This is a genomic window from Erwinia sp. LJJL01 (assembly GCF_047300805.2).
Classification (GTDB): domain Bacteria; phylum Pseudomonadota; class Gammaproteobacteria; order Enterobacterales; family Enterobacteriaceae; genus Erwinia; species Erwinia aphidicola.
Genome location: NZ_CP178576.1, coordinates 747,355 through 773,495 on the forward strand (window position 1 = coordinate 747,355; position 26,141 = coordinate 773,495).

Below are 26,141 nucleotides of genomic sequence, written 5' to 3' on the forward strand. Positions count from 1 at the left end.
TCAATAGCTCACTAAATATAATAACTCTTAAAGAAGATTCGTCACTCTTATGCATAACACTATCGCCATTGGCACCTCGCTAAAACTCGATCGGCGTACCCGCACGCTGTCGAACACTAAAGATGGGAACAGCGTCACGCTGCCTGCTTCTGCCTGCCGCTGCCTGAAAGCCCTGGTGGAGGAGAAAGAGAACGTCCTGTCCTACGAACAGCTGATGGATATCGGCTGGCGCAACGCCGGGGTCGAAGTCACCGAAAACAGCGTCCGCGTGATGATCACCAAAATCCGCCGCGCGCTGGGGGCGCTGAAGGTTGACGATCGCATCCAGCTGGTTGCGGTTACCCGCAGCGGCTATCGCCTGATCGTCAATAAAGAGGCGGTGGTGGTTCCCGCTGCGCCCCCCGCAAAGGTCATTACTCCCCAGGCCACTCCACCCATCCCGCCAGCAGATGCCCCACCGCCACTGCCGCCCCCGGTCGCGCCCGCATCGGGAGAAAAAACGGCCGTGTGGCCACGCCGTCTTCTGGCCTGTGCCGTCGGGGGGTTACTGGGCTGGCTGGCAGTGTTGATCATCAGCGGGTATTTTAAATTTACGCCGCAGCGCACCGACTTTATACGCTGGCAAGGGGAGGCAATACCGCCCGAGACCGAAGTGTGGGTTCCGCAGGGGGAGCTGTCAGCCGCACAGCAAAAAACGGTAGTCCAAACGCTTCAACTCTATGCACTTTATGCCAGCAGTTATGAAACTGATGCCGAAAAAGCGCGCTTCCTCTACATCACTATTGGCCAATCCCCCCGTCATATGGGGCTGATTGCCTGTGCTATCCCGCTGCGAACCTCGGAGAATAATTGTGAGTCGTATTATTTTACCAAACGTTAAATCCTCCACCCTGCTGTGGTCTGGCGGGAGCTTCATGCTAGTACTGCTATTCTTCTGGGTGAAAGAGGTGATGTTTTATCCTTTGAAAGATAGCTGCGTGGCGCCGGTATCCTACTATTCCATTGATGACAATAACCACTGGACCGTAGCCCGTGGCGTTTATCACTCCTATCGTGAAGGGCTGTCAGAGGTGCGTACCGTGTATAACGGCACCATCCAGCACTACTCCAGCGGAATGCCATCAATGCGGGCAGTAACGGTGCTGCGCGAAGTGATTACTGAGGCACAACTGAGACAGAATCGCCTGCACAGCACGGTGCTGGAACAGAGCCGCAAGCTGGGCGATCAAAGCAGCGATCAACAGGTCTTACTGTACGTTTTCCCGCATATCAAGCCCGGTGAAAATAGCACCCTCTGGATCTATCTGTTAAATGGCTTAGCCATCGCGACAGGCAGTGAAACCACACCGCGTACGCTCTGTGTTAACTGACGATCGGTGGTATCACCGCTAATTGGCTCCATTCCTGCCCGCTTTACGCGCTAAAGGTCGGGGCACATATCGCTTAAAATACCTGCCAATCGGACACTGATGAGAACAGCGATGGAAAGGTTGAATCCGGGTTATTACAGCGGTGCGCAGTTAAGGGAGATCGGCTTCAAGTCGGCAGGGGAAAATGTGCGGGTAGCGAAAAACTGCACCATCGTCGGGCCAGGTAATATTAGCCTGGGTGACAATGTCAGAATTGATGGTTTTACCACTATCATTGCGCCCGGAGAGGGATATTTAACGCTGGGTAGTTACATTCATATCGGCAGTCACTGCACCCTGCTTGCCAGTGCGGGGATCGCAATGCGCGATTTCTCCTGTCTGTCGCACGGCGTCAGGCTTTATACCAAAAGCGACGATTACAGTGGGCAGTTTATGACTAACCCTATGGTTCCGTCGCACCTCACCAACGTGACATCCGCCCCCATCGTCATTGGCCGCCATATCATAGTTGGCTCGCAGGCCAGCATTATGCCTGGCTGCTATCTTGCCGATGGCAGCGCGATCGGCGCCAATTCCCTCGTCACCAAAGATTGTGAGGAGTGGACAATTTATGCCGGTTCCCCCCCCAGAAAGATCAAGGAGCGCAAGCGTAACCCGCTGACGCTGGAAAAATTCATTACCGCGCCAGCCCGATAGTTCTGGCGCGCTACGACTATGCCGCCGTGTCTTTCGCAGCATAGCCTCTGATGATACCGATAATAACCTCAATAACATCCTGCTCCAGCCCCGGATAGAGCGGCAGGCAGATCACGCGATCGGCAGCCCGGTGCGCATTCGGCAGATTTTCAGGATTGGCCCCGGCCGAGTGACGGTAGATATGGAAGCTGCTGATCAGCGGATAGAAGTAGCGGCGTGGGATAATATTCTGCGCAATCAACGCCTCGTAGAGCGCATCGCGGCCTAACCCATATTCAGCTTCGACCACCAGGGGAAAATACGCATAGTTCCAGGCCACGTTTTGCGGCAGCGGGGGGATGTGAATGCCCTTCACTCCGGCCAGCCCCTGACGGTAGATGGCATCCAGCGCCGCGCGCTGGCCGATCGCATGTTCGATATGCTCCAGCTGCAGCAAGCCATAAGCCGCCTGCAACTCGTTCATTTTGCCATTAATCCCCGCCGCCACCACGGTGGTCTCATCAGCAATACCAAAGTTTTTTAACAGGTCAATACGCCGCTTCATGCTGGCGCTGTGGCTGATAATTGCCCCCCCTTCAATGGTGTTGAACACCTTGGTAGCGTGGAAACTCAGCACCGACAGATCGCCCTCCAGCAGCACGCTGCGCGAGTTATGCCGTACGCCAAAGGCGTGGGCGGCATCATAAATCACCTTCAGGCCATACAGGTCAGCGATCTGCTGAATGCGCGCGCTGTTGCAGGGAATGCCGTAGCAGTGCACCGGCATGATCGCCGTGGTGTTGGCGGTGATCGCCTGCTCAATTTTTTCCGCATCCATATTAAACCCGCCCGCTTCGGTATCGACAAATACCGGCGTCAGGCCATTCCACAGCAGCGAATGGGCGGTAGCAATAAATGAGTAGGGTGTAGTGATCACCTCGCCGGTTATGCGCAGTGCCTGCAACGCGGTCAGCAGGGCAATAGTACCGTTGGAAAACAGGCTGATATGCTCTACACCGAGGTGATCTGCCAGCGCGCTTTCCAGCTGCTGATGATGTGGGCCGTTGTTGGTTAATACCCGGTTATCCCAGATCTGCTCCAGATACGGAATAAACTCGGCCAGCGGCGGCATCAGCGGTCGGGTGACATAGGTTTATTTATCCAGTGACATATCTTACTGCTCCTCCCAACGATGCTCATCTTCAATAAACAGTGCGCTGGGAACCTCACCTGCCAAATGACGCTGCCAGACGGTCTCGATCATCTTTTCAAAGTAGTAAGCATTATGGCTGTGGCTGGCTTCACGCTGTTTGATACGTGCGCGCAGCGACTGACGAATGGCGCTGAGATAGTCATAGCGCCGATCGAGTTCAATCACCTTAGCGGCGTACTCATCCAGGCTGGCTGTGACGAATTCGCCGAGGTTGAAGGTTTTCATCGTTGCCGCCGTAGTACGGGAAACGGCAGATCCTTCCGTCGTCGTCACCAGAGGCACGCCCATCCAGCTGGCGTGCTGTGCGGTCGTTCCGGCTGAATAAGGGTGTGAATCCAGCAGAATATCGACCTCATTGTGCATAGCCAGGTAGTCAGCAAAGCTCTGCTTCATACGAAAATCCAGCTGCTCAGGATTAACGCCGCGCCGGATCATTTCCACTCGATAGCTGTCGACCATCCGTTCATCGTCCATATAGGCGAACAGCAGTCGGGCATGTGGCAACGTACGCAGGATTTTGGCCCAGCAGTCGAGGATTGCTGGCGTCAGTTTTTGCGGCCGGTTGAAATTACCCAACGTCAGATAGCCATTTTTCAACGCCGGCAGTTTACCCACTTCCGGCGCCGCTGTGCTGTATTCAAATATTTTTGCCGAAGGCAGGGAGACTAATTTTTCCGTAAAGATCGCATCCAGCTCACCGGGTGCCATTAAATGATCGTGGGCAATGTAATAATCCATCTGCTGCAGCCCGGTGGTGCCGACGAATCCAATCCATGACATCTGTAGCGCAGCGGGTTTCAGTGCAAAGGTCAGCAGGCGGTTACCTTCGGTAAAGCCAGAGAGATCGATTAGCACGTCTATGTTATCGCTGGCAATTTGCTGCGCCAGTTCCAGCGCGCTGAGGGCCGCGACGCTGCGAAACACTGTCGCGCTTTCGCGATATTGCTGGGTGATCCGATCCTCTCTGCCCGTTGCATAAGCATACAGTTCATAGCGGTCGCGATTGATGCTGTGCCACACCGGGTAAATAAAATGATGAACCGGGTGCCCTCTTAAATCCCCTGAAACGAAGCCAATACGGATTTTATCCCTGCAGCCCGAAGGAGTCTGTGCGCTTCGCGCCAGCATAGTGCTTTGCGCCCACTGGCTGGCCAGCACGCCAAAGTCGACGTGGGCATGGAATTTTTCTTCCGCACTGAGAACGGCATCATGGGACAAAAGAAACAGGTAAAGCGCATGGCTATTTAGCCGATTAATAGCGCCCATCGGTAATGCCAGCGCCTGCGTGCACAGCGCTTTTGCCTCTTCCATCCGCCCGGTATGGCTATACAGGGTGGCGAGACGTAACAGGCTGATGCTGTTTTTCGCATCATGTTTTAAGGAAGCCTGCAGGCACTGCTCCTCGCGTATTTTATCGTCGATTGCGTTGTAGCAGCTGGATAAATCCAGCCAGCGCTCGCCGTTTTTGTCATCCTGTTTTAACAGCTGCTGAAACAGTAATCGTGGGGTAGATGATTTTGCCTCAAGGCTGGTCAGCACCCGCGCCAGCGAATTCAGCACGGAGTGCAGATCGCCGCCCTGCCCAAGCCTTCTCGCCAGCAGCGTCAGCGCCGTTTCGTTATCTCCCGCCTTATTGCAGGCCGCGGCCGCCAGCATCAGTAAGGTACTGTCCGTGGGGTGCTCTATCAATAGCCCGGCAATATCCTCGCGGGCTTGCTGAATATGCCCTGCATTGAGCAACTGCTGGGCTTTAGCGGCTTTTTTGGGGTTCACGCTGACACGCGGTTTTATTGCTCGCAGGCTACGTTCCATGCTGGCTGATAACAAGCCGCCCTGCTCTTCTGCACTGGTGGCCAGCAGAAATGCGCGCATGGCGCCCTCAACCAGGGTTCGATCGCCACAGGCAATGATGCGCTGCCAGAAGTGTGCCCAGCTGGTAGCGCTGCCAATAAGCAGGCCTTTGCCCGCCAGTTCAATGGCGTATCTTGCATCCCTCAAAATATCCGGGTGGTGCCATCGCTGCCACGCCGCAAACTCTTCACGCTTAAACGCCAGCCGCTCCCCCCACCCGTTGGTGCGGGCGCAGTAAGCGCCGTCGGCCACTTCCGTGGTGCTGAAATCACAGGTCAGCCTCAGCTCACCCTCGGCACGGTTATAGGGTGACGGCGCGGCGCTGAGATACAGCGATGGCGGCTTATTGAGGAACAGCTCTTCCAGCGCGGCCATCATCCTTTTGCGATGGTCGACCGGGTTTTCTGGTTCCAGCGTCAGCTGGATGAGTTGTTCCGTGCTGAGACTGCGCGGCCAGGCGGCGCTCAGCCAGTCGAGCAGGCGGCGAATATCCGGGTTGCTGGTATTAACCATTTCGCCGTAGCGCGTAATGCGCTGGTTTTCATCCCCGGTCAGTGCACAGCTCGCCGCCCAGTGCATCGTCATGAGCTGGCTAAGATCCGGTCGGTGACTGAAAAGCTGAGCGGATTTCCCGCTAATCAGCAGGCTAAAGCGCTCGCTGCGCTGCACGGCAAAATCGAGGTACTGCTGCGCCTGCAGTGCGCTGCTGCCTGCCGCAACCGTCTGGTGCAGCAGCGCGATCTGAGCGCCGTAGTGGGCAGCCAGCTCTGACTGCGGCACCACATCGCCCAGCAGCTGAAGCCGTTCGGCATCCACCCGCTGCGCGAAATCGCTCAGCAGACAGGCGTCCTGATTCTCTTCCAGATACTGCGCGAGCAGCTCAGCATCGCTCAGCTTCTGTGCCGCCGCCGCAGCCTCTTTCACGTCAATGCTGGCGTCCGCCATCGCCATAAAGCTCAGCATCGCTCTGGCGCTGGCCAGCCACGCCTGCTCGCTCTGCGCCGCCGCGCAGTGGAAGGCAATCGCCTGCTGCAATACCTTCTGGCTTCTGGCTCCCGGCAGCGTGTTCCAGCGCACGGCAATCACCCCGCTATCGCTGAGCTGGCGCTGACACCAGTTGATCAGTGCGCTGCGGGCGCTGTTATCCAGCAGGGTATACATTGCCGGGATAATAATATAATCGAAGCGGCCGACGTCTATTGACAGCAGATCCTGCAAGCCCAGGCAGTAAAGGTGCAGATTATTCAGTTTAGCCTGGCGGGCATTATTCTGCGCCGCCTCGATGCGCTGCGCATCAATATCCACGCCCACACAGGTTGATTGTGGATAAATCGTGGCGTGACGAATTAAATTAGCGCCATTTCCGCAGCCAATTTCCAGAATAGCGGCAGTGGAAATATCGGCGACGCTGAACGTATACAGTCGTGCCGCCGCTGCAATTGCGGCCGGGGAGTGATGCCAGGAGGTATATAAGCTTGCCAAAATAATATCCTGAGTGAGTGTTATCCTGGGTGCGCAGAGCAACCCTTGGAATAAGAGTAAGAATATGACTATGGGAAAATTTTACCATTTGGCGGGAAAAGTCGACGTGCAGATAAGCTCACAAAATTAGCGATAATTAATCCCTTCCCCGATAGTTAAGCCAGAGCGTGAATTAAGGCGGCCATATTATCAAATACCCTCGCCATCAGCCGTTCGATAAACGGCGCGAGGGTTTGCGAAATCAGCGACAGCGCCATCATGCCGACGGTCAGCGTCAGCGGGAAGCCAATCACGAAGATCGACAGCTGCGGCGTCATACGGTTAAGCAGGCCGAGGATAAAGTTAATGCACAGCAGCAGCGCGATAATCGGCAGCCCGAGCATCAGCCCCTCCTGAAAAATCATCCCGGCCTGATTGACCAGCAGATAAAAACCTCCCATATGTAGCGGAGCATCATCCACCGGCAGCTGCTGGAAGCTCTCAGCGACCATGGCAATCAGCCACAGATGGCCGTTAAACACTAAAAACAGCAGCGTCACCAGCAGGTTGAGGAAGCGTGAGATCACCGGAATATTCCCGGCATTAGGGTCAAAGAAGGTGGCGAACGACAGGCCCATCTGCATACCGATCATCTCCCCGGCCATCTTCACCGCGACAAACAGCAGCTGGATCGACAGCCCTAACGCGGCGCCGATCAGCACCTGCTTTGCCACTGCCCAGACGCCCTGCACCGAATACAGCGCGATCTGGCTATCCGGCAGCTGGCCGCCAATCAGCGCGGCGATCAGAATCGAAAGCCCGACGCGCACGCGCACGCTGACGCCCTTCTCACTAAAGACTGGCGCCACGGTTAACAGCGCGGCAATACGCACCATAATCAGGAAATAGTGGCTGAGCAGCTCATAGATCTGCGGCAGGGGAACGGAAAAGGCCATCAGCCGATAACTGACGGAATGTTGATAATCAGCGCGCGGGTGTATTCGATAAAGTTACGCATCATCCACGGGCCGAGGATCACCGCAATGCCGACAATCACCAGGATTTTGGGAATAAAGGTCATGGTCATTTCGTTGATCTGCGTGGCGGCCTGCAAAATACTGATAATCAGGCCGGTGGCCAGCGCGGCCAGCAGCAGCGGCCCGGCCACCATCAGGCCGAGTTTGATCGCCTGGATGCCGAGGTTCATAACGCTTTCAGGAGTCATTACGGGTTACCTAACTGTAGAAGCTCTGCGCCAGCGAGCCCATTAACAGGGTCCAGCCGTCAACCAGCACAAACAGCATCAGTTTAAACGGCAGCGCAATGGTGGCGGGCGGCACCATCATCATCCCCAGCGCCATCAGAATACTGGCGATCACCAGGTCGATAATCAGGAACGGGATAAAGATGGTGAAGCCGATCTGGAAGGCGGTTTTCAGTTCGCTGGTGATAAATGACGGCACCAGAATGCCCAGCGGCACCTCTTCCGGCGTGTTGAACTCCCCGGCTTTGGCGATCTGTGCAAACATCGCGAGGTCGTTTTCCCGCGTCTGGTCCAGCATAAAGGCCTTCAGCGGCTTGATGCCCTTCTCCAGCGCCACTTCCATGGTGATCTTATCTTCCTGCAGCGGCTGCCAGGCTTCATCGTAGATCTGGTTAAACACCGGCGACATCACGTAAAAGGTCAGGAACAGCGCCAGCCCGACCAGTACCTGGTTTGGCGGCGCCGTCGGGGTGCCGAGCGCGTTACGCATCAGCCCGAGCACGATAACAATGCGGGTAAAGCCGGTCATCATCAGCAGCAGCGCGGGCAGGAAGGTCAGCGAGCTGAGCAGCACCAGCGTCTGCACCGGCAGCGTCCAGCCGCCGTCGCTCTGCGGGTTCGCCAGGGTGATATCGCCGTTGGCCGCCAGCGCGCTCGCGGCAGGCAGCAGCAGTGCGGCCAGGCCGCAGAGCAGCCGCAGCAGAGAGGTGCGCGTCATGATGCCGCGCCCCCGCGCTGTTTCTGCCTGAGCTTATGCAGCAGCTGGCCGAAACTTCCCGCGCCTGCTGCCGGAACCTCTGGCTGCTCACTGAGCGGTTTCGCCAGCGTCGCCAGGCAGACGATCTGCGTGGCCGTCACGCCCAGCACCAGACGCTGATCCTCAACGTCAATCAGCACGATACGCTCGCGTGCGCCCAGCGATTTACTGGCGACCACCGCAATCAGGCTGCCGTCGTTAAAGCGACCGGCGATGCCGCTGCGACGAGCCGCCCAGGCCAGCAGCACCATCACCAGGATAATCAGCGCCAGCGCACCGGAGACCGTCAGCAGCACCGAATCTGTCCCGCCTGTCGAGGCCGTGTTGATCATTGAGGAAGAGGTTTTCATTAGCGGCTCAGGCGGTGCATACGCTCGGACGGAGTAATAATATCGGTAATGCGGATGCCGAATTTATCGGACACCACCACCACTTCGCCCTGCGCAATCAGGTAGCCGTTAATCAGGATATCCAGCGGTTCACCCGCCAGGCCGTCAAGCGACACCACCGACCCCTGGCTCAAACGCAGCAGCTCTTTAATGGTCATTTTGGTGCGACCCAGCTCTACCGTCATTTTGACCGGGATATCGAGGATTAAATTAAGCTCATCTGAAAATTGTGGCACTGACATTGGCTGGGTCATTCCCGCTGAACTCTGCTCGCTCATCGCCTCCCCCCAAAGGTCATCCGTCTCTGAACCCGACGAGAGTTTATTGTCGCTCATGGGGAAATTACTCCTTATCAAACGTGTGTAATGCGGATTGAATCATCTGCTCTACCCGGAGAGCATATTGATTATTCACGGAGCCATATTTCGCGGTAAATACCGGCACGCCACCGACGCGGGCGGCAATAAGCTCCTGCTTATCTAAGGGGATCACATCGTCGATCTTGAGATTCATCACGTTCGACAGACGGGTATCCACATCGGCAAACTGCGCCACCAGCTCCAGCTCGGTTTCGCGCATCTGGCTGACCAGCAGGCCGCGCCACTGGGTATCTTCGTGCCCGAAGTTCTCCATCGGTGGATTACTCAGTACTTCACGCAGCGGCTCAATGGTGCTGAACGGAATACAGATATTGAACTCGCCCTTGTGCGATCCAATTTCCACCGAGAATGGCGTCGTCACCACCACGTCATTCGGTGACGAGGTGATGTTGGTAAACTTCACCTGCACTTCAGAACGGATATATTCCGTTTTGATTTTAAAAATGGTGCTCCAGGCAAACTCGTAGGCTTCCTGCGCCATGGTCAGCATGCGGTGGATCACCCGCTGTTCGGTCGGGGTAAATTCCCGCCCGTCCGCCTTGGTGGGAAAACGACCGTCGCCGCCAAACAGGTTATCCACCGCCATAAACACCAGCCCCGGCGAGAAGGCCATCAGCGAGGTGCCGCGCAGCGGATTAAGATGCAGCAGGTTCAGGTTGGTTGGCACCGGCAGGTTGCGGGCAAACTCGTGATACGGCTGGATTTTAATACTGCCGGCGGTAATATCCGGGCTGCGGCGCAGCAGGTTAAATAACCCCATGCGAAACTGGCGCGCAAAGCGTTCGTTAATAATTTCCAGCGAATGCAGACGTTCGCGGATCACCCGCCGCTGAGTGTGCGGATCGTAAGGCCTGGCCTCATGGTCGGTGACGCTGTTCAGCGGTTCATCGCTGCTTTCGCTGTCGGCATTCAGCAGGTGATCAATTTCTGCCTGGGATAGAAAGTTGTCAGACATGGTTATTACCGCAGAATAAATTCGTTAAACAGGACATCTGTGACCGAGACCGCCTGTTTAGATGCCAGAGGCTTGCTCACTTCATCTTTAATTTTGTCCATCAACTGCTGCTTACCTTCATTGGTGGACAGCTCTTCATAACTTAATTTCGACAGCAGAATCAGCAGGCGACTACGATATTCCGGCAGAAACTTTTCCAGGGTCAGCATCGAGTGTTTATCTGCCATTCGTAGTGAAACGCCGACAAACAGCACGCGGTCGCTCTCTTTTTCCGTTGGTTTGAGGCTGACGGTAAAGGTACTTAATGACTGATACAGGGGTTCTGCTTCAACAGGCTTTGGCACTGCCGCTGTTTCATCTGTATTAACGGGATTAGCCTGTAATTTTTTCATTTCCCAGAACAGGTAACCGGCAAAACCACAGGCCGCAATCATGACGATAAACATTAAAATCATCAAAAATGGACGCCGCGAACGGCCGCCCGCTGCTTTTTTATTTTTATTACTCATTGATTAAACTCTGTAATGAAAGCGCTATTCTGATTTCTGTCACATCAGATAAGGCGCGTATTGTAGTCCACTTATTCGCCAGGATAATTACCTGATGAAGTTCCATTAGTGCGGGTATTTCACCGCATCATGCAAAGGTATTTATCCCGGCAGCGGAGCTCAGATGGTGCAGCGCGATCGGCTGACTGTTTTCCTCTTCCAGCAGCGGCTCAGCGCTCCCCTGCCGCGCGTGGCCATGGCCGGATGAGCCGTTGCCCTGCGCCTGGGCGCCTGCGAAATGCGGATTATCCGCGCTGACGCTGGTCTGCCCCAGCTGGACCCCGGTTTCTGCCAGCGCGCTGCGCAGCTGCGGCATCGCCGCTTCAAGCGCATGACGCACTTGCGGATGTTCGCTGACGATATGCAGCTGCGCCTGGTTCTGCTGCAGGCGCAGGGTAATTTGCAGCGCGCCCAGCTCTTCCGGATGCAGCTTGATCTGCGCGTTATCCACGCCGTCACGGCTGAAGATTGCCAGCTGCTGGCCGAGCGACTGCTGCCATGCCGGGGTGCCAACCGGGTGCGGATTGGCGACGACTGGCGGCGCTGCCGGAGCGGGCAAGGTAATGGCGGTCAGTACCGGGCGTGGCGCCGCCATCAGCGGCGCAGCGCTGGTGCTGGAGCTATCCAGCGGCAGCAGCGCCTCGCCCTCAGCGCTGACCACCAGCGGTTTAGGGGTGTTGACGGCCAGCGCGCCGAGCTGCGGCAGGGTCGCTGGCAGAGTTTCCACCACGGCGCTCGCCGCCTGACTGAGCGGCAAGGGCTGGCGCTGCGCCGCGGGCAGCAATGGCCGCCCCTCCGCCGCCACCTCACGCAGCGGAGGGGCATCCATTACCTCTGCCCCGGCGTTTTGCGCCACCAGCTGCTGTAGCTGCCAGCCACCGGCCAGGGCTGACCGATCCGGCAACACCGCGTCAGGCGTCAGCAGCACAACCTCTGGCAGGACGGTGTTGTCATCTGCGCTGATAATCTCCGGCAGCCGCTCGTCAACCCCCTGCTCCCCGGGCTGTACTGGCAGTAATGCCACTTCAGCCAGGCGTTCCGGCAGCAGCGGCGCGTCGTCCGTCAATCCAGCCAGCAGCTGAGCGAACTGCCCCCCTTGCGCTGCTACCAGCGGCTCATCAGACCCTGTCAGCCTGCGCGCCGCACTGCCGAGCAGCGCGTTAATATCAATATTCATAGCCTGTCTCTTTTTTGCCCGGCTCGCTGCGCGAACTCGTCCATCATTTTTTGTTCATGCCGGTTTTCCGCCAGGGTGCGGGCGTCTTCACGCCGCGTCAGCAGGGTCTCAAACGCGGTGAGCCGCTGTTTGTCCTGCATCCAGCTCTGCTTCGCCTCGGTGACGTTCAGCTCGCACTGGCTGAGGTGCTGGTCGTGCTGCTTCACCACCTGATTCAGCGCTAAAATAAACGCCTGATGGTTCACCAGGTCGGCGACGCTCATGCCGCGGCTCTGCATGCCGCTGCGCAGCGACTGCTGGTATTCGCGTTCATAGCCCTCCAGCTGCTCGCCCTGGGTCAGCGCCTGCTGCCAGATCTGCTGCGCGCTGCCCAGCGCCTGGGTGGTCTGCGTTAACTTCTCTGCGGCCATCTCACGCAGCATGACCATCGGATTTTGGCTTTTCATCGGCTTAGTCTCTATGCGGTGATATCAGGAAACAGCTGCGCCAGCGCGCTGACGGCCCGGTGGTAATCGCAGCTTTCGTGGATCGCCTGGTGCAGATACGCTTCCATCGCCGGATAGTGCTGGATAGCCTGGTCGAGCAGCGCATCGCTGCCCGCCACGTAAGCGCCAACGCTGACCAGGTCACGGTTGCGCTGGTAACAGGAGAGCTGCTGCTTAAAGGTCTGTACTTGGCGGTACTGCGGGTGCGGGATCAGCTCGGTCATTGCGCGGCTAATCGACGCTTCAATATCGATTGCCGGGTAGTGCCCGGACTCCGCCAGACGGCGCGACAGAACAATGTGGCCGTCGAGAATGGCGCGTGCCGAGTCGGCAATCGGGTCCTGCTGATCGTCGCCTTCGGTCAGGACGGTGTAAAACGCGGTGATGGAACCGCCGCCGGGCATGCCGTTACCGGCCCTTTCCACCAGCGCGGGCAGGCGGGCAAACACGGATGGCGGATAGCCTTTGGTCGCCGGGGGTTCGCCGATCGCCAGCGCCACCTCACGCTGCGCCATGGCGAAGCGCGTCAGGGAATCCATAATCAGCAGCACGTTAAGGCCGCGATCGCGAAAATCTTCGGCAATGCGCGTGGCGTACACCGCGCCCTGCATGCGCAGGATCGGTGACACATCCGCCGGGGCGGCAATCACCACCGCACGCTGGATCCCCTCTTCACCGAGGATATTTTCAATAAAGTCTTTCACCTCACGCCCGCGTTCGCCGATCAGGCCGACGACGATAACGTCAGCATCGGTGAAGCGTGCCATCATGCCGAGCAGCACGCTTTTCCCCACACCGGATCCGGCAAACAGCCCCATGCGCTGGCCGCGCCCGACGGTCAGCAGGCCGTTAATCGCACGTACGCCAACATCGAGCACTTTTTTGATCGGGTCACGGTGCAGCGGGTTAAGCGGCTGGGTAAACAGACTGGCGCAGTCGGTTTTCAGCGGCGCCGGGCGCCCGTCCAGCGGGCGGCCCTGGGCGTCCAGCACCCTGCCGAGCAGCTGCGGCCCGACCGGCAGCTGTTTGCCGACCTCTTCGGACTCCGGCGCGTAGACGCGGGCGCCGGGCAGGATGCCATCGACGTGCTCCAGCGGCATCAGGTACAGCACCTGATCTTTGAAGCCGACCACTTCACTTTCCACCGGCACCACGCCGTGACGGGTTTGACGCTCAACAATGCACAGCGCGCCAATCGGCAGCTTCAGCCCGACCGCTTCCATCACCAGCCCGGTGGCGCGCGTCAGCCTGCCGTACTGGCGAAACGGCGCGATATCGCCGATGCGCGTCTCGACGCGATCGATCGCGTCAAGCCAGCGTTGCAGATGCGCTGTCATGCGGATAGCTCCTCGTGCGCCAGCTGGCACAGCTTCTGCCAGCGGGTTTCTAAGGTGGCATCCAGCTCCACTTCGTCGGTCAGAATGCGACAGCCGCCCGGGAGCAGCTGGCTGTCGGTATGCAGCTCCCAGCCCATCGCGCTTAACGTCTCGCCGAGCGCCCCTTCAATCAGCGGACGATCGTCCGGGTGGATCATCAGCCGGATTTTGCCGTTCAGCAGCGGATCCTGGCGCATCAGCTGTTTAATCTGCTGCTGCAGCTGGGTATTGCTGCTGCCCTGCTCGCTGCCGTGCAGGCTCTGTACCGCCTGCAACGCCAGCTGCACCAGGCGGCTGGGAATCAGGCTGTCGAGGCTATCCAGCGACAGCTTAAAGGAAGCGATCCACGTTTCAACACCCTTCAGCGCCGCCTGCTGCGCGCTCTGAGCCTCACTGATGCCCTGCGCGATGCCGGCTTCATGCCCGCTGTGGAATCCGGCTTCATAGCCCTGCTTTTTGCCCTCTTCCTGGCCCTGGGTCAGACCCTGGTTGTACCCCTGCTGCTCCGCCTGCTTGCGCAATCGTGCCAGTTCGGCTTTGAACTGGGCATCGCTGGCCGGGTTGCTGGTGACCGGCAGCGGCTCCAGGGGCACGCTTTCCGTGGCCAGTAAATTGTCCGGCTTCCAGCTGCGCCACTGCGGTTTATTCTGCTCATCAGACGTAGGCATCGTCGCTGCTCCCAATCAGAATTTCGCCGGTTTCGGCCAGGCGACGCACCACCAGCAGCACAGTTTTCTGTTCTGCCTCGACCTGCGACAGGCGCACCGGCCCCCGGGAAGCGAGATCCTCGGCCATCAGGTCCGCCTGGCGGCGTGACATATTGCGGAAGAACTTGTCGCGCAGCGCCTCGTTGGCCCCTTTCAGCGCGATCAGCAGGGTCTCGCTTTCGATCTCCTGCAGAATGCGCTGGATGCTGCGGTCTTCGACATCCACCAGATTTTCGAACAGGAACATTTCGTCGATAATTTTCTGCGCCAGCTCGCCGTCGAAATCGCGTACCGCGTTGATCGCCGCCTCTTCCTGCTGGGATTTCATCAGGTTGAGGATCTCTGCAGCCGGACGCACGCCGCCCATTTTGCTGCGCTTGAGGTTCTGGCCGTGCAGCAGGTTGTTGAGCACTTCGGTCAGCTCCTGCAGCGCGGCTGGCTGCACGCCGCCAAAGGTGGCGATACGCAGCATAATGTCGTTACGCTCTTTATCATCAAACTGGCCGAGGATATCTGCCGCCTGGTTACGCTTCAGATGCACGAGGATGGTGGCGATAATCTGCGGATGCTCTTCGCGTATCAGGTCGTATACCGTTTGCGGCTCCATAAAGTTGAGCGTTTCGATACCGTTATTGCCCTGCTGGGAGTCCAGCAGATCTTCCAGCAGCGACGAAGCGCGCTCTTCGCCGAGCGCTTTCACCAGCACGCTGCGCAGGTAGTCGTTGGTGTTCAGGCTCAGCGCCGCATACTCGCCAGAGTCTTTGGCGAACTCCTCCAGCACTGCTGACATCTGGTCATGGGTAAAACCGGCCATGTTGACCATCGAGCTACTGATCTGTTTGACCTCGTGGGCGTTGAGGTGCTTAAAGACTTCGGCCGCCAGCTCATCGCCGAGCGTCAGCATGACGATGGCGCTTTTGTCACAGGCATTCATGGTTTCTGCTGCTCCTTATTCATCCACTGACGCATGACCAGGGCGATCACGCGCGGCTCCTGTTCAGCCAGTTCGCGCAGCTGCTGACTGTTCATCTCGCTGTCTACGCGGCGCTGTGCTTTGGCATGCGCTTTCATCTCCGCCGCTTTCTTCTTCTCGTCCAGTTCAAACTGGCGTACCTGCTGCTCCATCTCCATACGACGGATCGCGGTCTCCTGATGGCGCAGCCAGGTCGGCTGCACCAGCTTGCGCCACAGCACCCAGGCAATAATGGCAATCACAAGGTAGCGGGCGATGGACATCATCAGCGCCTGGAAGCTCTGCTGCTGCCACAGCGGTGGCATCACCTCGTCCTCTACGCCGTTAAAGGCGGAGTTAACGATGTTGATGCTGTCCCCGCGTGTGGCGCTGTAGCCGATGGCTTCTTTCACCAGGGTGTTGATACGCTCCAGCTCGGCGGCGGCCAGCGGGCCTGGCTTGCCCTCTTTGCCGGCAGGCAGGTAGTTAATCACCACCGCCACCGACAGCCGTTGGATCTGCCCGACGCTGGTTTTGGTGTGGATCAGGGTGCGGTCAACCTCAAAGTTGGTAGTTTCATCACTGCGGTTGTTATAAGGCTGGGCTGTTTCGCCAGCTCCGCTTCCCGCGGCTTTCGAGATAACCGTTTTGTTCTGCTCAGTCGCCCCTGCGGCGGCCGGCGTGGCGGCCGTTAGGGGTTGGGTAATTGGCGCGGTGGCCGGGGTTGGCGGCGTATTGCTCAACGCGCCCGGAACGCCGCCGGTGGTGCGCCCGTTGCCCTGCGCAGACTGGCTGGACTGACGGCTGCGGATCGCCATTTTGTCGCTGTCTGCATTCGGCTGATACTGCTCTTCGGTGCGCTCCTGCTGGGTGAAGTCCATCTGCGCGGTGACCTGGGTACGCACATTGCTGTCGCCCACCAGCGGCGCCAGCAGGCGCTGGATGCGCTGCTGATAATCGTTTTCAATCTCGTTGGTGTACTTCAGCTGTGAGGTCTGCATGCCGCGCACGCCGCTCTGCGTCAGCAGGTTGCCGCGCTGATCGACAATCGTGACGTTATCCGCCGGTAGCCCGGTGACCGCACTGGAGACCAGATGCGTAATCGCCGTCACCTGGCCGTCGTCCAGCGTGCGGCCCTGCGCCAGGGTGACGCTGACCGACGCGGTGGGCAGCTTCTGGTCACGCACGAACATTGACGGTTTCGGCACCGCCAGATGCACGCGGGCATTGACGATCGGCCCGAGATTTTCAATGGTGCGTGACAGCTCGCCCTCCAGCGCACGCTGGAAGTTAATCTGCTCGCTGAACTGGCTGATGCCGAACTTCTCCTGGTCGAGCAGTTCAAAGCCAACGGAACCGCCCTTCGGCAGCCCCTGCTGAGCCATCTTCATGCGTGCTTCGTGCACCTGCCCTTCCGGCACCATGATCGCACCGCCCGGCGTATCGATGCGGTAAGGGATATTCATCTGCGCCAGCTGAGTGACAATGGCACCGCCATCCTCATCGCTGATGTTGCTAAACAGCACGCGATAGCCCGGCTCTTTCGCCCAGAACAGCAGAGCAATAATCACCGAAAGTGCCGCAGCAGCGGCGATAACCAGCAGCAGCTTAGGGTTGGCTCGAAATGAGCTCATTGCCGCCTTTACACTGTCTGCCGGATTGCTCTTTAAATCATTCGTTGTGGCACTCATGCCGTAATCCTGTAAGAAATAATCACGCAGCCAAAACCTGCGAACAAGCCTGCCGGTGACGCAAGACAGCAGCCGATGAACGTATATTTTGAGAAATTTTGAGGGGCGTATTATCGTCCGAAAGGCGTTTTTTTTAAGCATAAATAAGCTCGAAGTTCTGTCAGCTTATCGGGTTTTTCGCCCATTTCGCCCCCGTGTTAATATGCATCCGTCTAAAAGCTGCGCAATTTTTATTGCACCAGAATTCATTAATTAGCCGGAATAAAAATAATGTCAGCATCAATTCACAGTGTGATTGGGCAAATGCATGCCCAGGCCCAGAAAATATCGGGCTCCGCTGATTTCCTCTCTGCCGGAAAGTTAACAGATAACGTGGGGGGCGCGACGTTCTCGGACGCCTTGTTTAACAGCATCAATGAAATCAATAAGACACAGCAGGTAGCGAAAAAAAACACCCAGGACTTTATGTCCGGGAAAAGCGATGTCGGCCTGAATGATGTGATGCTCTCAATGCAGAAATCATCGGTGGCATTCAGCTTTGGCGTGCAGATGCGCAATAAAATGCTCAGCGCCTATCAGGAAGTTATGAGCATGCCGGTTTAAGGCATTGACGAACATCATCATGAATGAAAATTTGCGCCTGGCGGTTCGTACTCCCCAGCTCTCAGACGCGCTGAGCGACCGGGAATTACAGCGTATCAGCCAGCTGATTTATCAGCGCGCCGGTATTGTTCTCACTGAACAAAAGCGAGACATGATATTTAACCGCCTGTCACGCCGCCTGCGGGAATTAAAGCTAGCGCGCTTCAGTGAATATATTCAGATCCTGGAATCCAGCCCCGACAGCCCGGAATGGCAGGTATTTATTAATTCTCTGACCACCAATCTGACCGCGTTTTTCCGCGAGGCGTACCACTTTCCAGCGCTGGCAGAACATGCCCGCCAGCATGCCAGTGGCTATCGCGTCTGGTGTACTGCGGCATCGACCGGTGAAGAGCCGTGCTCAATTGCCATGACGCTGGATGAAGTTCTCGGCCCGGCCATCGGCGGGCCGCGCATCTGGGCAAGCGATATTGATACCGATGTGCTGGCGCGTGCCAGCGCCGGTGTTTACCGCCTGGCAGACGTGCAGAGCCTTAGCCCTGCGCAAAAGCGCCAGTTCTTTTTGCGCGGCACCGGGGAAAACAGTGAACAGGTGCGCGTGAAGCAGGAGCTGCTCGCGGCGATCCACTATCAGCGCCTGAATCTGCTGGACGCCAACTGGAATATACCCGGTCCGTTTGACGCGATTTTTTGTCGCAACGTGATGATCTATTTCGATGCGCCGACGCAACAGCGGCTGATCCAGCGTTTTGCCCAGTTGCTGAAGCCAGACGGACTGCTGTTTGTCGGCCATTCGGAGCATTTTAACCACCGGCAAAGCCCATTCCGCCTGCGCGGACAGTCGGTGTATGCACTAACGGAGACAGGACGTTGAATAAGATACGAGTGCTGTGCGTCGACGACTCTGCCCTGATGCGCAACATGATCACGGCGGTCGTTAATCAGCAGCACGATATGGAGATGGTGGCGACGGCGGCCGATCCGATCACGGCGCGCGAGCTGATCAAGAAATTTAACCCCGACGTGCTGACGCTGGATATCGATATGCCGCGTATGAACGGGCTGGAGTTTCTTTCACGCCTGATGCGTCTGCGCCCGATGCCGGTGGTGATGGTCTCCTCGTTGACCGCCAAAGGGTCCGAAGCCACTCTCACCTCACTGGAGCTGGGGGCGGTAGATTTTATCGCCAAACCGGATATCAGACAGAACAGTGAAATCGACCACTGGGCGCTGCTGGTGGCTGACAAAATCCGCGTGGCGGCGCGGGTCGAATTCCCCCAGCGGGCGCACGCTGCGAGCGAACGTCACAGCATCGGTGCGCCGCACCTCGGGATGGAAAAAATTATCGCTATCGGTTCCTCAACGGGTGGCACCGAAGCACTGCGCCGGGTACTGACCCCGATGCCGGCCAACTGTCCCGCCGTGCTGATCGCTCAGCATATGCCTGCGGGCTTCACCCTGTCGTTTGCCCAGCGTATGAACTCGCTGTGTGCGATGACGGTGAAAGAGGCCGAGGAAGGCGAACCGGTGCTGAACGGCACCGCCTATATTGCCCCTGGCGATCGGCATATGGAGATTGCACGTCATGGCAGGGGCTATCAGATCCGTCTCAACAGCCATCCGACGGTTAACCGCCATCGCCCTTCGGTCGACGTGCTGCTGCACTCGGTGGCCGAACACGCCGGGCAGCACGCCGCCGGGGCGATCCTGACCGGGATGGGCAGCGACGGCGCGCGCGGGCTGTTGGCGATGCGCCAGGCCGGAGCCTGGACGCTGGCGCAAAGCGAGCAGACCTGCGTGGTGTTCGGTATGCCGCGCGAAGCCATCGCGCTACAGGCCGCGGTGGAAGTGACGGACCTACAGCATATCAGCCAGCGTTTGATCGACAGCTTCACGCCGGCGGACCGCAGTAAAAAAGCGAAATAACAGCGGGATACCTCCACCGTTTGCAGGAGGATTTTCAGGATAACAACATGTTGGATAAGAGCTTACGTTTTCTGGTTGTTGATGATTTTGCCACGATGCGCCGCATCGTACGCAATCTGCTACAGGACCTGGGTTACAAGAATATCGAAGAAGCGGAAGACGGCCAGGATGCGCTGAACAAGCTGCGCGCTGCCGAATTTGATTTTGTGGTCAGCGACTGGAACATGCCGCATATCGATGGTCTGGAACTGCTGAAGACCATTCGTGCAGACGCGGCAATGGCCAGGCTTCCGGTACTGATGGTCACGGCAGAAGCCAAGCGCGAAAACATTATTGCCGCCGCTCAGGCCGGCGCCAATGGCTACATCGTAAAGCCTTTCACCGCCGCCACGCTGGAAGAGAAGCTGGGCAAAATTTTTGAAAAACTCGGTTAATGACCATGACAGAGAATAATTCACCCGGCAGCGATAATTTTAAAGACATCTTTTTACGTATTGGCCAGCTGACGCGCGTGCTGCGCAACAGCATGGCTAATCTCGGCCTCGAACAGGCCTTACAGGAAGTCGCCGAGGCCTTCCCGAATACCCGCGATCGCCTAGACTACGTCGCAGCGAAGACTTCCCAGGCTGCTGACCGGGCGCTGACCTGCGTGGAAGTGGCGCGCCCGCTGCAGGAGTCGCTCGGTAACGATGCCAACGCCCTTTCGGCGCGCTGGGATGCCTGGTTTGTTGAGCCACAGCCGCTGGAAGAAGCTCGCGAGCTGGTTAACGCTACGCGGGCTTACCTGCGCCAGGTGCCGGACGTCACCCGCAGCACCAACCATCAGCTGACCGAAATCATGATGGCGCAGGACTTTCAGGATCTGACCGGCCAGGTGCTGCACAGCCTGGTCAACGTGATTGAAGTGGTGGAGAAAGAGCTGATCAGCGTCCTGCTGGAAAATATGCAGGAGATAGAGCCGGTTAATGCGGATGACAATGCCCATCTGAAAAACGGCCCACAGATCAACACCACCGCCGAGGGGATCGTTGCCTCGCAGGAACAGGTGGACGATCTGCTGGAATCACTGGGCTTCTGAGTTAACTGGCCGCCGCTATGTCGCAAGAAAGTGATAACGAGAAAACCGAAGACCCCACGCCGACAAAACTGGCGAAGTCGCGTGAAGACGGACAGATCCCGCGCTCAAAAGAGCTGACCACGCTGCTGATGCTGCTGGTGGGATGGGGGCTGATGGTCGGTGGCGGTGAGAGCCTGGCGCGCAGCCTGATGCATCTGCTGCACAACGGGCTGACTTTCGATCGGCTGCTGACGGCCGACCCGGCGCATATGCTGCGACGCTCTTCCAGCCTGCTCGGCGAGGCGTTTCTCGCCACGCTGCCGTTTGTCTGCGGCCTGTTTATTACCGCGATTGCGGCACAGCCGATTGTTGGCGGCCTGAATCTGACCGCGAAGTCGTTAAAGGTGAACCTGAAAAAGCTCAATCCGCTCAGCGGCATCAAGCGCATGTTCTCGGCGCAGATGGCCTCCGAGATGCTGAAGGCGATTTTAAAGGTGCTGCTGGCCTCGGTCGGCGGCGGGCTCTATCTGCTGCTGAATAAAGAGAAGTTTATCCGGCTGATCTTTGAACCGCTCGGCATGGCGCTCAGCGATATCGCCAGCCTGCTGATCGGCTGCATGCTGGCAGTGATCCTGTCGCTGATCCCGATGGTGGCCTTTGACGTGATTTACCAGATTTACAGCAACTGGAAGAAGCTGCGCATGAGCCATCAGGAGATCAAAGATGAGTTCAAGAAGCAGGAAGGCGACCCGCTGATTAAAAACCGCGTGCGCCAGATGCAGCGCGCCATGTCGCAGCAGCGCATGATGAGCGACGTCCCCGATGCGGACGTGGTGGTCAATAACCCGACGCACTACTCTGTCGCCCTGAAATATCAGGACGGCAGCCTCGGCGCACCGAAAGTGGTGGCCAAAGGCAGCGGCCTGATCGCCCTGCGCATCCGTGAACTGGCGGAAAGCAACAGCGTTCCGATGCTGGAAGCGCCCCCGCTGGCGCGTGCGCTGTATCGCCACTGCGAAATTGGCGCACCCATTCCGGCTGATTTATACAACGCGGTAGCAGAAGTCCTGGCGTGGGTTTACGGCCTGCGCCGCTGGCGTAAAGGCTTTGGACAGCGCCCTGTCACCCCTGAAAACCTTCCCGTGCCCGACGCGCTGGATTTTGCCCAAGAGAGTAAAGAGTGATGGCTAATCTCGCCACCCAGTTACGATTACCGAAGTTTAAAGAGACCCAGTGGCAGGTGCTGGCCGGCCCGGTGCTGATCATGACCATCCTGGCGATGATGATCCTGCCGCTGCCGACTTTCGTACTGGATCTGTTCTTCACCTTCAACATCGTGCTGTCGATCATGATCCTGCTGGTGGCGATGTTCACCCAGAAGACGCTGGAATTCTCGGCATTCCCGACGGTGCTGCTGTTCTCCACGCTGCTGCGCCTGGCGCTGAATGTCGCCTCGACGCGGGTGATCCTGATGGAAGGCCACACCGGCACCGGAGCCGCAGGCGCGGTGGTAGAAGCCTTTGGTAACTTCCTGGTGGGCGGTAATTTCGCCATCGGCATCATTGTGTTCATCATTTTGATCATCATTAACTTTATGGTGATCACCAAGGGTGCCGGGCGTATTGCCGAAGTGGGCGCTCGCTTTACCCTCGACGGGATGCCGGGCAAGCAGATGGCGATTGATGCCGACCTCAACGCCGGGCTGATTGGCGAAGATGAAGCCAAGCGCCGCCGCCAGGAAGTGACGCAGGAAGCCGATTTTTACGGGTCGATGGACGGGGCCAGCAAGTTTGTGCGCGGTGATGCGATCGCCGGGCTGATGATCATGGTGATTAACGTGCTGGGCGGACTGATGATCGGCATCATGCAGCACGACATGTCGGCGGGCATGGCGGCGGAAACCTATACCCTGCTGACCATCGGCGATGGCCTGGTGGCGCAGATCCCGGGGCTGGTGATCTCCACCGCCGCCGGTGTGGTGGTGACCCGCGTGGTCAACGAGCAGGACGTGGGCGAGCAGATGGTCAGCCAGCTGTTTACCTCTCCGCGCGTCATCGTGCTCTCTGCCGCGGTGATCGGCCTGCTGGGGCTGATCCCGGGTATGCCGAACCTGGTATTCCTGCTGTTTACCGCCGCGCTGCTGGGCATTGCCTGGTGGCTGCGCGGTCGTGAGAGCCAGCAGAGCGCCCGCGCCGGCGTGGCCGGGGGCAGCGCCGAAGAGAAAGCGCTGGCCGAGGCCGAAGCGGCGCAGGTCAATGAAGCCACCTGGTCCGATGTACAGATGGAGGACGTGCTCGGGCTGGAAGTGGGCTACCGCCTGATCCCGATGGTGGATCAGCAACAAAGTGGTCAGCTGTTAACGCGGGTGCGCGGCATCCGTAAGAAGTTTGCCCAGCAGATGGGCTTTCTGCCGCCGGCGGTGCATATCCGCGACAACCTCGACCTCTCGCCAACCTCGTATAGCATTCTGCTGAAGGGCGTGGAGATTGGCCGCGGTGAAACCATGCCGGAGCGCTTTATGGCGATCAATCCGGGCTGTGCCGAAGGAGATGTTCCCGGCATTGCCTGCGTTGAGCCGACCTTTGGTCTGCCTGCGCTGTGGATCGAAGAGGTCCAGCGCGAGCTGGCACAGACCCTTGGCTATACGGTGGTTGACCCGAGCTCGGTGATTGCCACCCACCTGAATCATCTGATCAGCATCCATACCGACGAGCTGTTTGGCCGCCAGGAGGCGCAGCAGCTGCTCGATCAGCTGACCAAACAGTCGCCGAAGCTGGTGGAGGATCTTATCCCCGGCGTGATCACGCTGACCACGCTGCATAAGGTTTTGCAGAACCTGCTGGCGGAGCGTATTTCGATCCGCGATATGCGCACCATCATTGATACTCTGGCGGAATTTGCCACCAGCCACAGCGATGCCGATGAGCTGACCGCCCGCGTGCGCGCCCGCCTGGCTCGCGCCATCACTCACCAATGGTTCCCGGCGGACCAGGATATTCAGGTTATTGGCCTCGACCTGTCGCTGGAACAGCTGCTGATGCAGGCCACGCAAAGCGGCAGCGCCATTGAACCCGGCATTGCTGAAAACCTGATGAAGCAGACCGAGCTGGCGTTGCAGCACCAGGAGGGTATTGGCGCGCCGCCGGTGATGCTGGTCAACCCGATGCTGCGCCTGATGCTTTCACGCTATCTGCGCCGTATCTTCCCGCAGCTGGTGGTGCTGTCGAGCCAGGAGATCAGCAGCCAGCGCAACGTGCGCATGACCTATATGATTGGTGGCCGCTGATGAAGGCCTGGCTTTGGCTGCTGCTGGCAGCACCGCTGGCCGCAGAGGCCGCAGGCGGTTCCTGGGGCAGTCAGAGCCGTGGTGGGATAATATCAATGGGTAAACAGCAGGTGAAAAGCGAACCGATTACCCCTTCCGGTTCCCTCCCCGCCGGCGCGGTGGGAGTGCGAGTGGCATGGCGCATTACCCCCAGCCACACGCCGCCGCCGGATCTGAAAATCACGCTGTGCAGCGCGCAACGCTGCATGGCGCTGCCTGCACTTTCCGGTGAGTTGGCAATGCCGGCATCCTTCCCGGTAAGCGGACCGTTTTATTTTACCTACTACGCCCAGTCGCGCGGCCCGCTGTTTCCAGTGCTGACCATTCTGCGCAATCAGCTGACGGTGAATTACCGGGTTGCCGCCGGGAGAAAATAGTTTTGCCAAGGACGCCAGGCCTGACGCGGTATTTAGCCGACGTGAGTTTATCCTGACAAGCGCAGCCTGCTGCCGCAAACACATTCCCTCACCCGTATTTAATTCTGGAAGCGGGCGCATAAAAAATATCGCTGCATTACATCACTTGCTGAATCAATGGAATCATGCGTGCAAATCATTTTCTTTTCTGCTTTGCTATTTCACTTACGTTAAGTGAAAGCTGAATCGTTCCATGCGAAACGCCTTAATCCTTTTATTTGTGGAAACGCTCAGTTAATTTTTTGATCTGCGTCCGTTTAAGCCTAAAAAACAACTCATCGATTATTTTAAGTCCGTAAAAGAGTCCAAAGATGATGGTGAGTTATACCATGAATACTCCTCGCCCAGACTGGCTGCCGGAACGGTAGAATTCAAATATTTAAGAATAAGATTAACCCGTAGTAACTAGCATTAGCATTGAACGTTGGGATAGCCAAAAAGTTCAACCCAAGCGCATTTTATGGCGTAATTATTAGCATAAAACTCATATAGACTTCTGCGCACAACTTACACTAACGCTATACATGGATTGTAATAATGAACCAGAACTCACGCAAAAAGGCCAATATGCTTATCGGGCTTTTTTTAAGCTCTGCTCCCGTATCAATGGTGTTCGCCGCTATTCCCAATGCTGAGAAACACCCGCTCGCACTTGATTATCGTCACGCGCCTGATCCCTCTGCACTGAGTCAGGAACCGAAGCCAGCCAGAGCGCCCGATCTGTTTGGTGAAACCACCGGGCCACTGCCATTCTTTGGTGAGGAAATTCGTCAGCGTGGTTATGATCTGCCCGACCCTTACGGCATTGGTTATAACTATATGGATATGCACCAAAATATTAAGGTAAACAGCATTAACTTTAGCGGACTATCATTATTTGGCACGCCGCTACCGAGCGATAATTTTAAGATCAACGTTGGACATACCCGTGAAAAATCTCAGACGCACACCGCGCGCCTGGATACCTGGCTATTCCCGTTTATGAACATATACGGCATCGTAGGGCATACCAAAGGCTCTTCCGTTTCCCGGATTGATACGGTGGCAGCGGGCGCTCAGGTTCTGTATAAAGACCTCGATTTTAAGCTTAAATTTAAAGGCACCACCTATGGCGCAGGCACCACCCTGGCCTATGGCTATCATGACTGGTTTGGCACGCTCGATTTTAACTATACCCGCACCGATTTCGATATTCTGGATGGTAACACCCATGCCTTCACCTTCACGCCGCGCGTAGGCTATCGCTTTACCGTACCGGGTTCCGACAGGTTCAATATTCCGCAGTCCCATGCCAGCCTGTGGGTTGGCACCATGTATCAGGATGTCTCACAGGACTTTCGTGGCAATATCAGCAACCTGCATATGCCTGCTGAGTTAGCCGGACTGGTTAAATTTGTTAACCAGGACGATAAGGGCCGCTTCCGGGTGAAGCAGCACTTGCAGTCACCGTGGAATATTCTGGTCGGTGGGCAATATGAAATAACCCGTAACTTTAATATTACCGCTGAAGCCGGGTTCGAGAAGCGTAACAGCGTGATGCTGGGCGGCGAGTTCCGCTTCTGA

Annotated in this window: 27 protein-coding genes; 12 read left to right on the forward strand and 15 right to left on the reverse strand. The window is 57.5% G+C overall.

All coding sequences use genetic code 11. From position 1 onward, the window contains the following. Window positions 1–49 precede the first annotated feature (49 nt). The 3 genes from ACLI4M_RS04255 to ACLI4M_RS04265 all read left to right on the forward strand — a co-directional run bounded on the left by ACLI4M_RS04255 (window position 50) and on the right by ACLI4M_RS04265 (window position 2,066). Window positions 50–880 (forward strand): winged helix-turn-helix domain-containing protein, encoded by an 831-nt coding sequence (locus tag ACLI4M_RS04255; RefSeq protein WP_133622948.1) that lies wholly within the window; start codon window positions 50–52, stop codon window positions 878–880. A 34-nt stretch (window positions 881–914) separates the two neighbouring features. Continuing rightward, complete coding sequence (locus tag ACLI4M_RS04260; protein WP_336226658.1) at window positions 915–1,370, forward strand: hypothetical protein; 456 nt, start codon at window positions 915–917, stop codon at window positions 1,368–1,370. A 111-nt stretch (window positions 1,371–1,481) separates the two neighbouring features. Next, window positions 1,482–2,066, forward strand: coding sequence for an acyltransferase (locus ACLI4M_RS04265; RefSeq protein ID WP_133622946.1), 585 nt, complete (start codon window positions 1,482–1,484; stop codon window positions 2,064–2,066). 16 nt (window positions 2,067–2,082) lie between these two features. On the opposite strand, the gene ACLI4M_RS04270 is transcribed toward ACLI4M_RS04265, so the two are convergent. From ACLI4M_RS04270 to fliF, 15 genes are all read right to left on the reverse strand, one after another. After that, window positions 2,083–3,177, reverse strand: a complete 1,095-nt coding sequence (locus tag ACLI4M_RS04270; protein WP_133622945.1) for a DegT/DnrJ/EryC1/StrS family aminotransferase — start codon at window positions 3,175–3,177, stop codon at window positions 2,083–2,085. A 42-nt stretch (window positions 3,178–3,219) separates the two neighbouring features. Beyond that, the gene (locus ACLI4M_RS04275) at window positions 3,220–6,591 is read right to left on the reverse strand and encodes a methyltransferase domain-containing protein (RefSeq protein ID WP_133622944.1); all 3,372 of its coding nucleotides are present in this window, start codon (window positions 6,589–6,591) and stop codon (window positions 3,220–3,222) included. A 155-nt stretch (window positions 6,592–6,746) separates the two neighbouring features. After that, window positions 6,747–7,526, reverse strand: a complete 780-nt coding sequence (fliR, locus tag ACLI4M_RS04280; protein WP_133622943.1) for a flagellar biosynthetic protein FliR — start codon at window positions 7,524–7,526, stop codon at window positions 6,747–6,749. Further along, window positions 7,526–7,795, reverse strand: coding sequence for a flagellar biosynthesis protein FliQ (gene fliQ / locus ACLI4M_RS04285; protein ID WP_099753776.1), 270 nt, complete (start codon window positions 7,793–7,795; stop codon window positions 7,526–7,528). The genes fliR and fliQ overlap by 1 nt, the downstream gene beginning before the upstream one ends. Window positions 7,796–7,805: 10 nt before the next feature. After that, a complete protein-coding gene (fliP, locus tag ACLI4M_RS04290) occupies window positions 7,806–8,555 on the reverse strand; it encodes a flagellar type III secretion system pore protein FliP (protein ID WP_413449793.1) in 750 nt (249 codons plus the stop codon). Then, window positions 8,549–8,941, reverse strand: a complete 393-nt coding sequence (gene fliO / locus ACLI4M_RS04295; RefSeq protein ID WP_133622941.1) for a flagellar biosynthetic protein FliO — start codon at window positions 8,939–8,941, stop codon at window positions 8,549–8,551. The genes fliP and fliO overlap by 7 nt, the downstream gene beginning before the upstream one ends. Then, entirely contained in the window at window positions 8,941–9,315 is a 375-nt protein-coding gene (fliN, locus tag ACLI4M_RS04300) for a flagellar motor switch protein FliN (RefSeq protein WP_133622940.1), read from the reverse strand. The genes fliO and fliN overlap by 1 nt, the downstream gene beginning before the upstream one ends. A 7-nt stretch (window positions 9,316–9,322) precedes the next feature. Next, entirely contained in the window at window positions 9,323–10,315 is a 993-nt protein-coding gene (fliM, locus tag ACLI4M_RS04305) for a flagellar motor switch protein FliM (RefSeq protein ID WP_166643157.1), read from the reverse strand. 5 nt (window positions 10,316–10,320) lie between these two features. Continuing rightward, a complete protein-coding gene (fliL, locus tag ACLI4M_RS04310; RefSeq protein ID WP_133622938.1) occupies window positions 10,321–10,824 on the reverse strand; it encodes a flagellar basal body-associated protein FliL in 504 nt (167 codons plus the stop codon). Window positions 10,825–10,951: 127 nt separating this feature from the next. Then, window positions 10,952–12,040, reverse strand: a complete 1,089-nt coding sequence (locus tag ACLI4M_RS04315) for a flagellar hook-length control protein FliK (protein WP_133622937.1) — start codon at window positions 12,038–12,040, stop codon at window positions 10,952–10,954. Then, the gene (gene fliJ, locus ACLI4M_RS04320) at window positions 12,037–12,486 is read right to left on the reverse strand and encodes a flagellar export protein FliJ (RefSeq protein ID WP_133622936.1); all 450 of its coding nucleotides are present in this window, start codon (window positions 12,484–12,486) and stop codon (window positions 12,037–12,039) included. Before fliJ ends, ACLI4M_RS04315 begins: the two co-directional genes overlap by 4 nt. Before the next feature lie 11 nt (window positions 12,487–12,497). Next, complete coding sequence (fliI, locus tag ACLI4M_RS04325) at window positions 12,498–13,862, reverse strand: flagellar protein export ATPase FliI (protein WP_133622935.1); 1,365 nt, start codon at window positions 13,860–13,862, stop codon at window positions 12,498–12,500. Beyond that, the gene (locus ACLI4M_RS04330; RefSeq protein ID WP_133622934.1) at window positions 13,859–14,569 is read right to left on the reverse strand and encodes a flagellar assembly protein FliH; all 711 of its coding nucleotides are present in this window, start codon (window positions 14,567–14,569) and stop codon (window positions 13,859–13,861) included. Before ACLI4M_RS04330 ends, fliI begins: the two co-directional genes overlap by 4 nt. Next, entirely contained in the window at window positions 14,556–15,542 is a 987-nt protein-coding gene (fliG, locus tag ACLI4M_RS04335) for a flagellar motor switch protein FliG (RefSeq protein WP_133622933.1), read from the reverse strand. Before fliG ends, ACLI4M_RS04330 begins: the two co-directional genes overlap by 14 nt. Then, entirely contained in the window at window positions 15,539–17,251 is a 1,713-nt protein-coding gene (gene fliF, locus ACLI4M_RS04340; RefSeq protein WP_133622932.1) for a flagellar basal-body MS-ring/collar protein FliF, read from the reverse strand. The genes fliG and fliF overlap by 4 nt, the downstream gene beginning before the upstream one ends. A 270-nt stretch (window positions 17,252–17,521) precedes the next feature. On the opposite strand from fliF, the gene fliE reads away from it, so the two are divergent. From fliE to ACLI4M_RS04385, 9 genes are all read left to right on the forward strand, one after another. Continuing rightward, complete coding sequence (gene fliE, locus ACLI4M_RS04345) at window positions 17,522–17,854, forward strand: flagellar hook-basal body complex protein FliE (protein WP_133622931.1); 333 nt, start codon at window positions 17,522–17,524, stop codon at window positions 17,852–17,854. 19 nt (window positions 17,855–17,873) lie between these two features. Further along, window positions 17,874–18,728 (forward strand): CheR family methyltransferase, encoded by an 855-nt coding sequence (locus ACLI4M_RS04350; RefSeq protein ID WP_166643156.1) that lies wholly within the window; start codon window positions 17,874–17,876, stop codon window positions 18,726–18,728. Further along, complete coding sequence (locus tag ACLI4M_RS04355; RefSeq protein ID WP_133622930.1) at window positions 18,725–19,780, forward strand: chemotaxis-specific protein-glutamate methyltransferase CheB; 1,056 nt, start codon at window positions 18,725–18,727, stop codon at window positions 19,778–19,780. Before ACLI4M_RS04350 ends, ACLI4M_RS04355 begins: the two co-directional genes overlap by 4 nt. Before the next feature lie 47 nt (window positions 19,781–19,827). Continuing rightward, window positions 19,828–20,214, forward strand: a complete 387-nt coding sequence (gene cheY, locus ACLI4M_RS04360; protein WP_133622929.1) for a chemotaxis response regulator CheY — start codon at window positions 19,828–19,830, stop codon at window positions 20,212–20,214. Window positions 20,215–20,219: 5 nt separating this feature from the next. Further along, window positions 20,220–20,858, forward strand: a complete 639-nt coding sequence (gene cheZ / locus ACLI4M_RS04365) for a protein phosphatase CheZ (RefSeq protein ID WP_133622928.1) — start codon at window positions 20,220–20,222, stop codon at window positions 20,856–20,858. Window positions 20,859–20,875: 17 nt separating this feature from the next. Beyond that, a complete protein-coding gene (gene flhB, locus ACLI4M_RS04370; RefSeq protein WP_133622927.1) occupies window positions 20,876–22,021 on the forward strand; it encodes a flagellar biosynthesis protein FlhB in 1,146 nt (381 codons plus the stop codon). After that, window positions 22,021–24,123 (forward strand): flagellar biosynthesis protein FlhA, encoded by a 2,103-nt coding sequence (flhA, locus tag ACLI4M_RS04375; RefSeq protein WP_133622926.1) that lies wholly within the window; start codon window positions 22,021–22,023, stop codon window positions 24,121–24,123. Before flhB ends, flhA begins: the two co-directional genes overlap by 1 nt. Continuing rightward, window positions 24,123–24,539 (forward strand): flagellar protein FlhE, encoded by a 417-nt coding sequence (locus ACLI4M_RS04380; protein ID WP_133622925.1) that lies wholly within the window; start codon window positions 24,123–24,125, stop codon window positions 24,537–24,539. The genes flhA and ACLI4M_RS04380 overlap by 1 nt, the downstream gene beginning before the upstream one ends. Window positions 24,540–25,115: 576 nt before the next feature. Continuing rightward, the gene (locus tag ACLI4M_RS04385) at window positions 25,116–26,141 is read left to right on the forward strand and encodes a hypothetical protein (RefSeq protein WP_133622924.1); all 1,026 of its coding nucleotides are present in this window, start codon (window positions 25,116–25,118) and stop codon (window positions 26,139–26,141) included.

Excerpts from the sequence above, each read along its gene's own strand:
- ACLI4M_RS04255 (WP_133622948.1), top strand. The coding sequence starts at position 50 with ATGCATAACACTATCGCCATTGGCACCTCGCTAAAACTCGATCGGCGT.
- ACLI4M_RS04260 (WP_336226658.1), top strand. The coding sequence starts at position 915 with ATGCTAGTACTGCTATTCTTCTGGGTGAAAGAGGTGATGTTTTATCCT.
- ACLI4M_RS04265 (WP_133622946.1), top strand. The coding sequence starts at position 1,482 with ATGGAAAGGTTGAATCCGGGTTATTACAGCGGTGCGCAGTTAAGGGAG.
- ACLI4M_RS04270 (WP_133622945.1), bottom strand. The coding sequence starts at position 3,177 with ATGCCGCCGCTGGCCGAGTTTATTCCGTATCTGGAGCAGATCTGGGAT.
- fliR (WP_133622943.1), bottom strand. The coding sequence starts at position 7,526 with ATGGCCTTTTCCGTTCCCCTGCCGCAGATCTATGAGCTGCTCAGCCAC.
- fliQ (WP_099753776.1), bottom strand. The coding sequence starts at position 7,795 with ATGACTCCTGAAAGCGTTATGAACCTCGGCATCCAGGCGATCAAACTC.
- fliO (WP_133622941.1), bottom strand. The coding sequence starts at position 8,941 with ATGAAAACCTCTTCCTCAATGATCAACACGGCCTCGACAGGCGGGACA.
- fliN (WP_133622940.1), bottom strand. The coding sequence starts at position 9,315 with ATGAGCGACAATAAACTCTCGTCGGGTTCAGAGACGGATGACCTTTGG.
- fliM (WP_166643157.1), bottom strand. The coding sequence starts at position 10,315 with ATGTCTGACAACTTTCTATCCCAGGCAGAAATTGATCACCTGCTGAAT.
- fliL (WP_133622938.1), bottom strand. The coding sequence starts at position 10,824 with ATGAGTAATAAAAATAAAAAAGCAGCGGGCGGCCGTTCGCGGCGTCCA.
- ACLI4M_RS04315 (WP_133622937.1), bottom strand. The coding sequence starts at position 12,040 with ATGAATATTGATATTAACGCGCTGCTCGGCAGTGCGGCGCGCAGGCTG.
- fliJ (WP_133622936.1), bottom strand. The coding sequence starts at position 12,486 with ATGAAAAGCCAAAATCCGATGGTCATGCTGCGTGAGATGGCCGCAGAG.
- fliI (WP_133622935.1), bottom strand. The coding sequence starts at position 13,862 with ATGACAGCGCATCTGCAACGCTGGCTTGACGCGATCGATCGCGTCGAG.
- ACLI4M_RS04330 (WP_133622934.1), bottom strand. The coding sequence starts at position 14,569 with ATGCCTACGTCTGATGAGCAGAATAAACCGCAGTGGCGCAGCTGGAAG.
- fliG (WP_133622933.1), bottom strand. The coding sequence starts at position 15,542 with ATGAATGCCTGTGACAAAAGCGCCATCGTCATGCTGACGCTCGGCGAT.
- fliF (WP_133622932.1), bottom strand. The coding sequence starts at position 17,251 with ATGAGTGCCACAACGAATGATTTAAAGAGCAATCCGGCAGACAGTGTA.
- fliE (WP_133622931.1), top strand. The coding sequence starts at position 17,522 with ATGTCAGCATCAATTCACAGTGTGATTGGGCAAATGCATGCCCAGGCC.
- ACLI4M_RS04350 (WP_166643156.1), top strand. The coding sequence starts at position 17,874 with ATGAATGAAAATTTGCGCCTGGCGGTTCGTACTCCCCAGCTCTCAGAC.
- cheY (WP_133622929.1), top strand. The coding sequence starts at position 19,828 with ATGTTGGATAAGAGCTTACGTTTTCTGGTTGTTGATGATTTTGCCACG.
- cheZ (WP_133622928.1), top strand. The coding sequence starts at position 20,220 with ATGACAGAGAATAATTCACCCGGCAGCGATAATTTTAAAGACATCTTT.
- flhB (WP_133622927.1), top strand. The coding sequence starts at position 20,876 with ATGTCGCAAGAAAGTGATAACGAGAAAACCGAAGACCCCACGCCGACA.
- flhA (WP_133622926.1), top strand. The coding sequence starts at position 22,021 with ATGGCTAATCTCGCCACCCAGTTACGATTACCGAAGTTTAAAGAGACC.
- ACLI4M_RS04380 (WP_133622925.1), top strand. The coding sequence starts at position 24,123 with ATGAAGGCCTGGCTTTGGCTGCTGCTGGCAGCACCGCTGGCCGCAGAG.
- ACLI4M_RS04385 (WP_133622924.1), top strand. The coding sequence starts at position 25,116 with ATGAACCAGAACTCACGCAAAAAGGCCAATATGCTTATCGGGCTTTTT.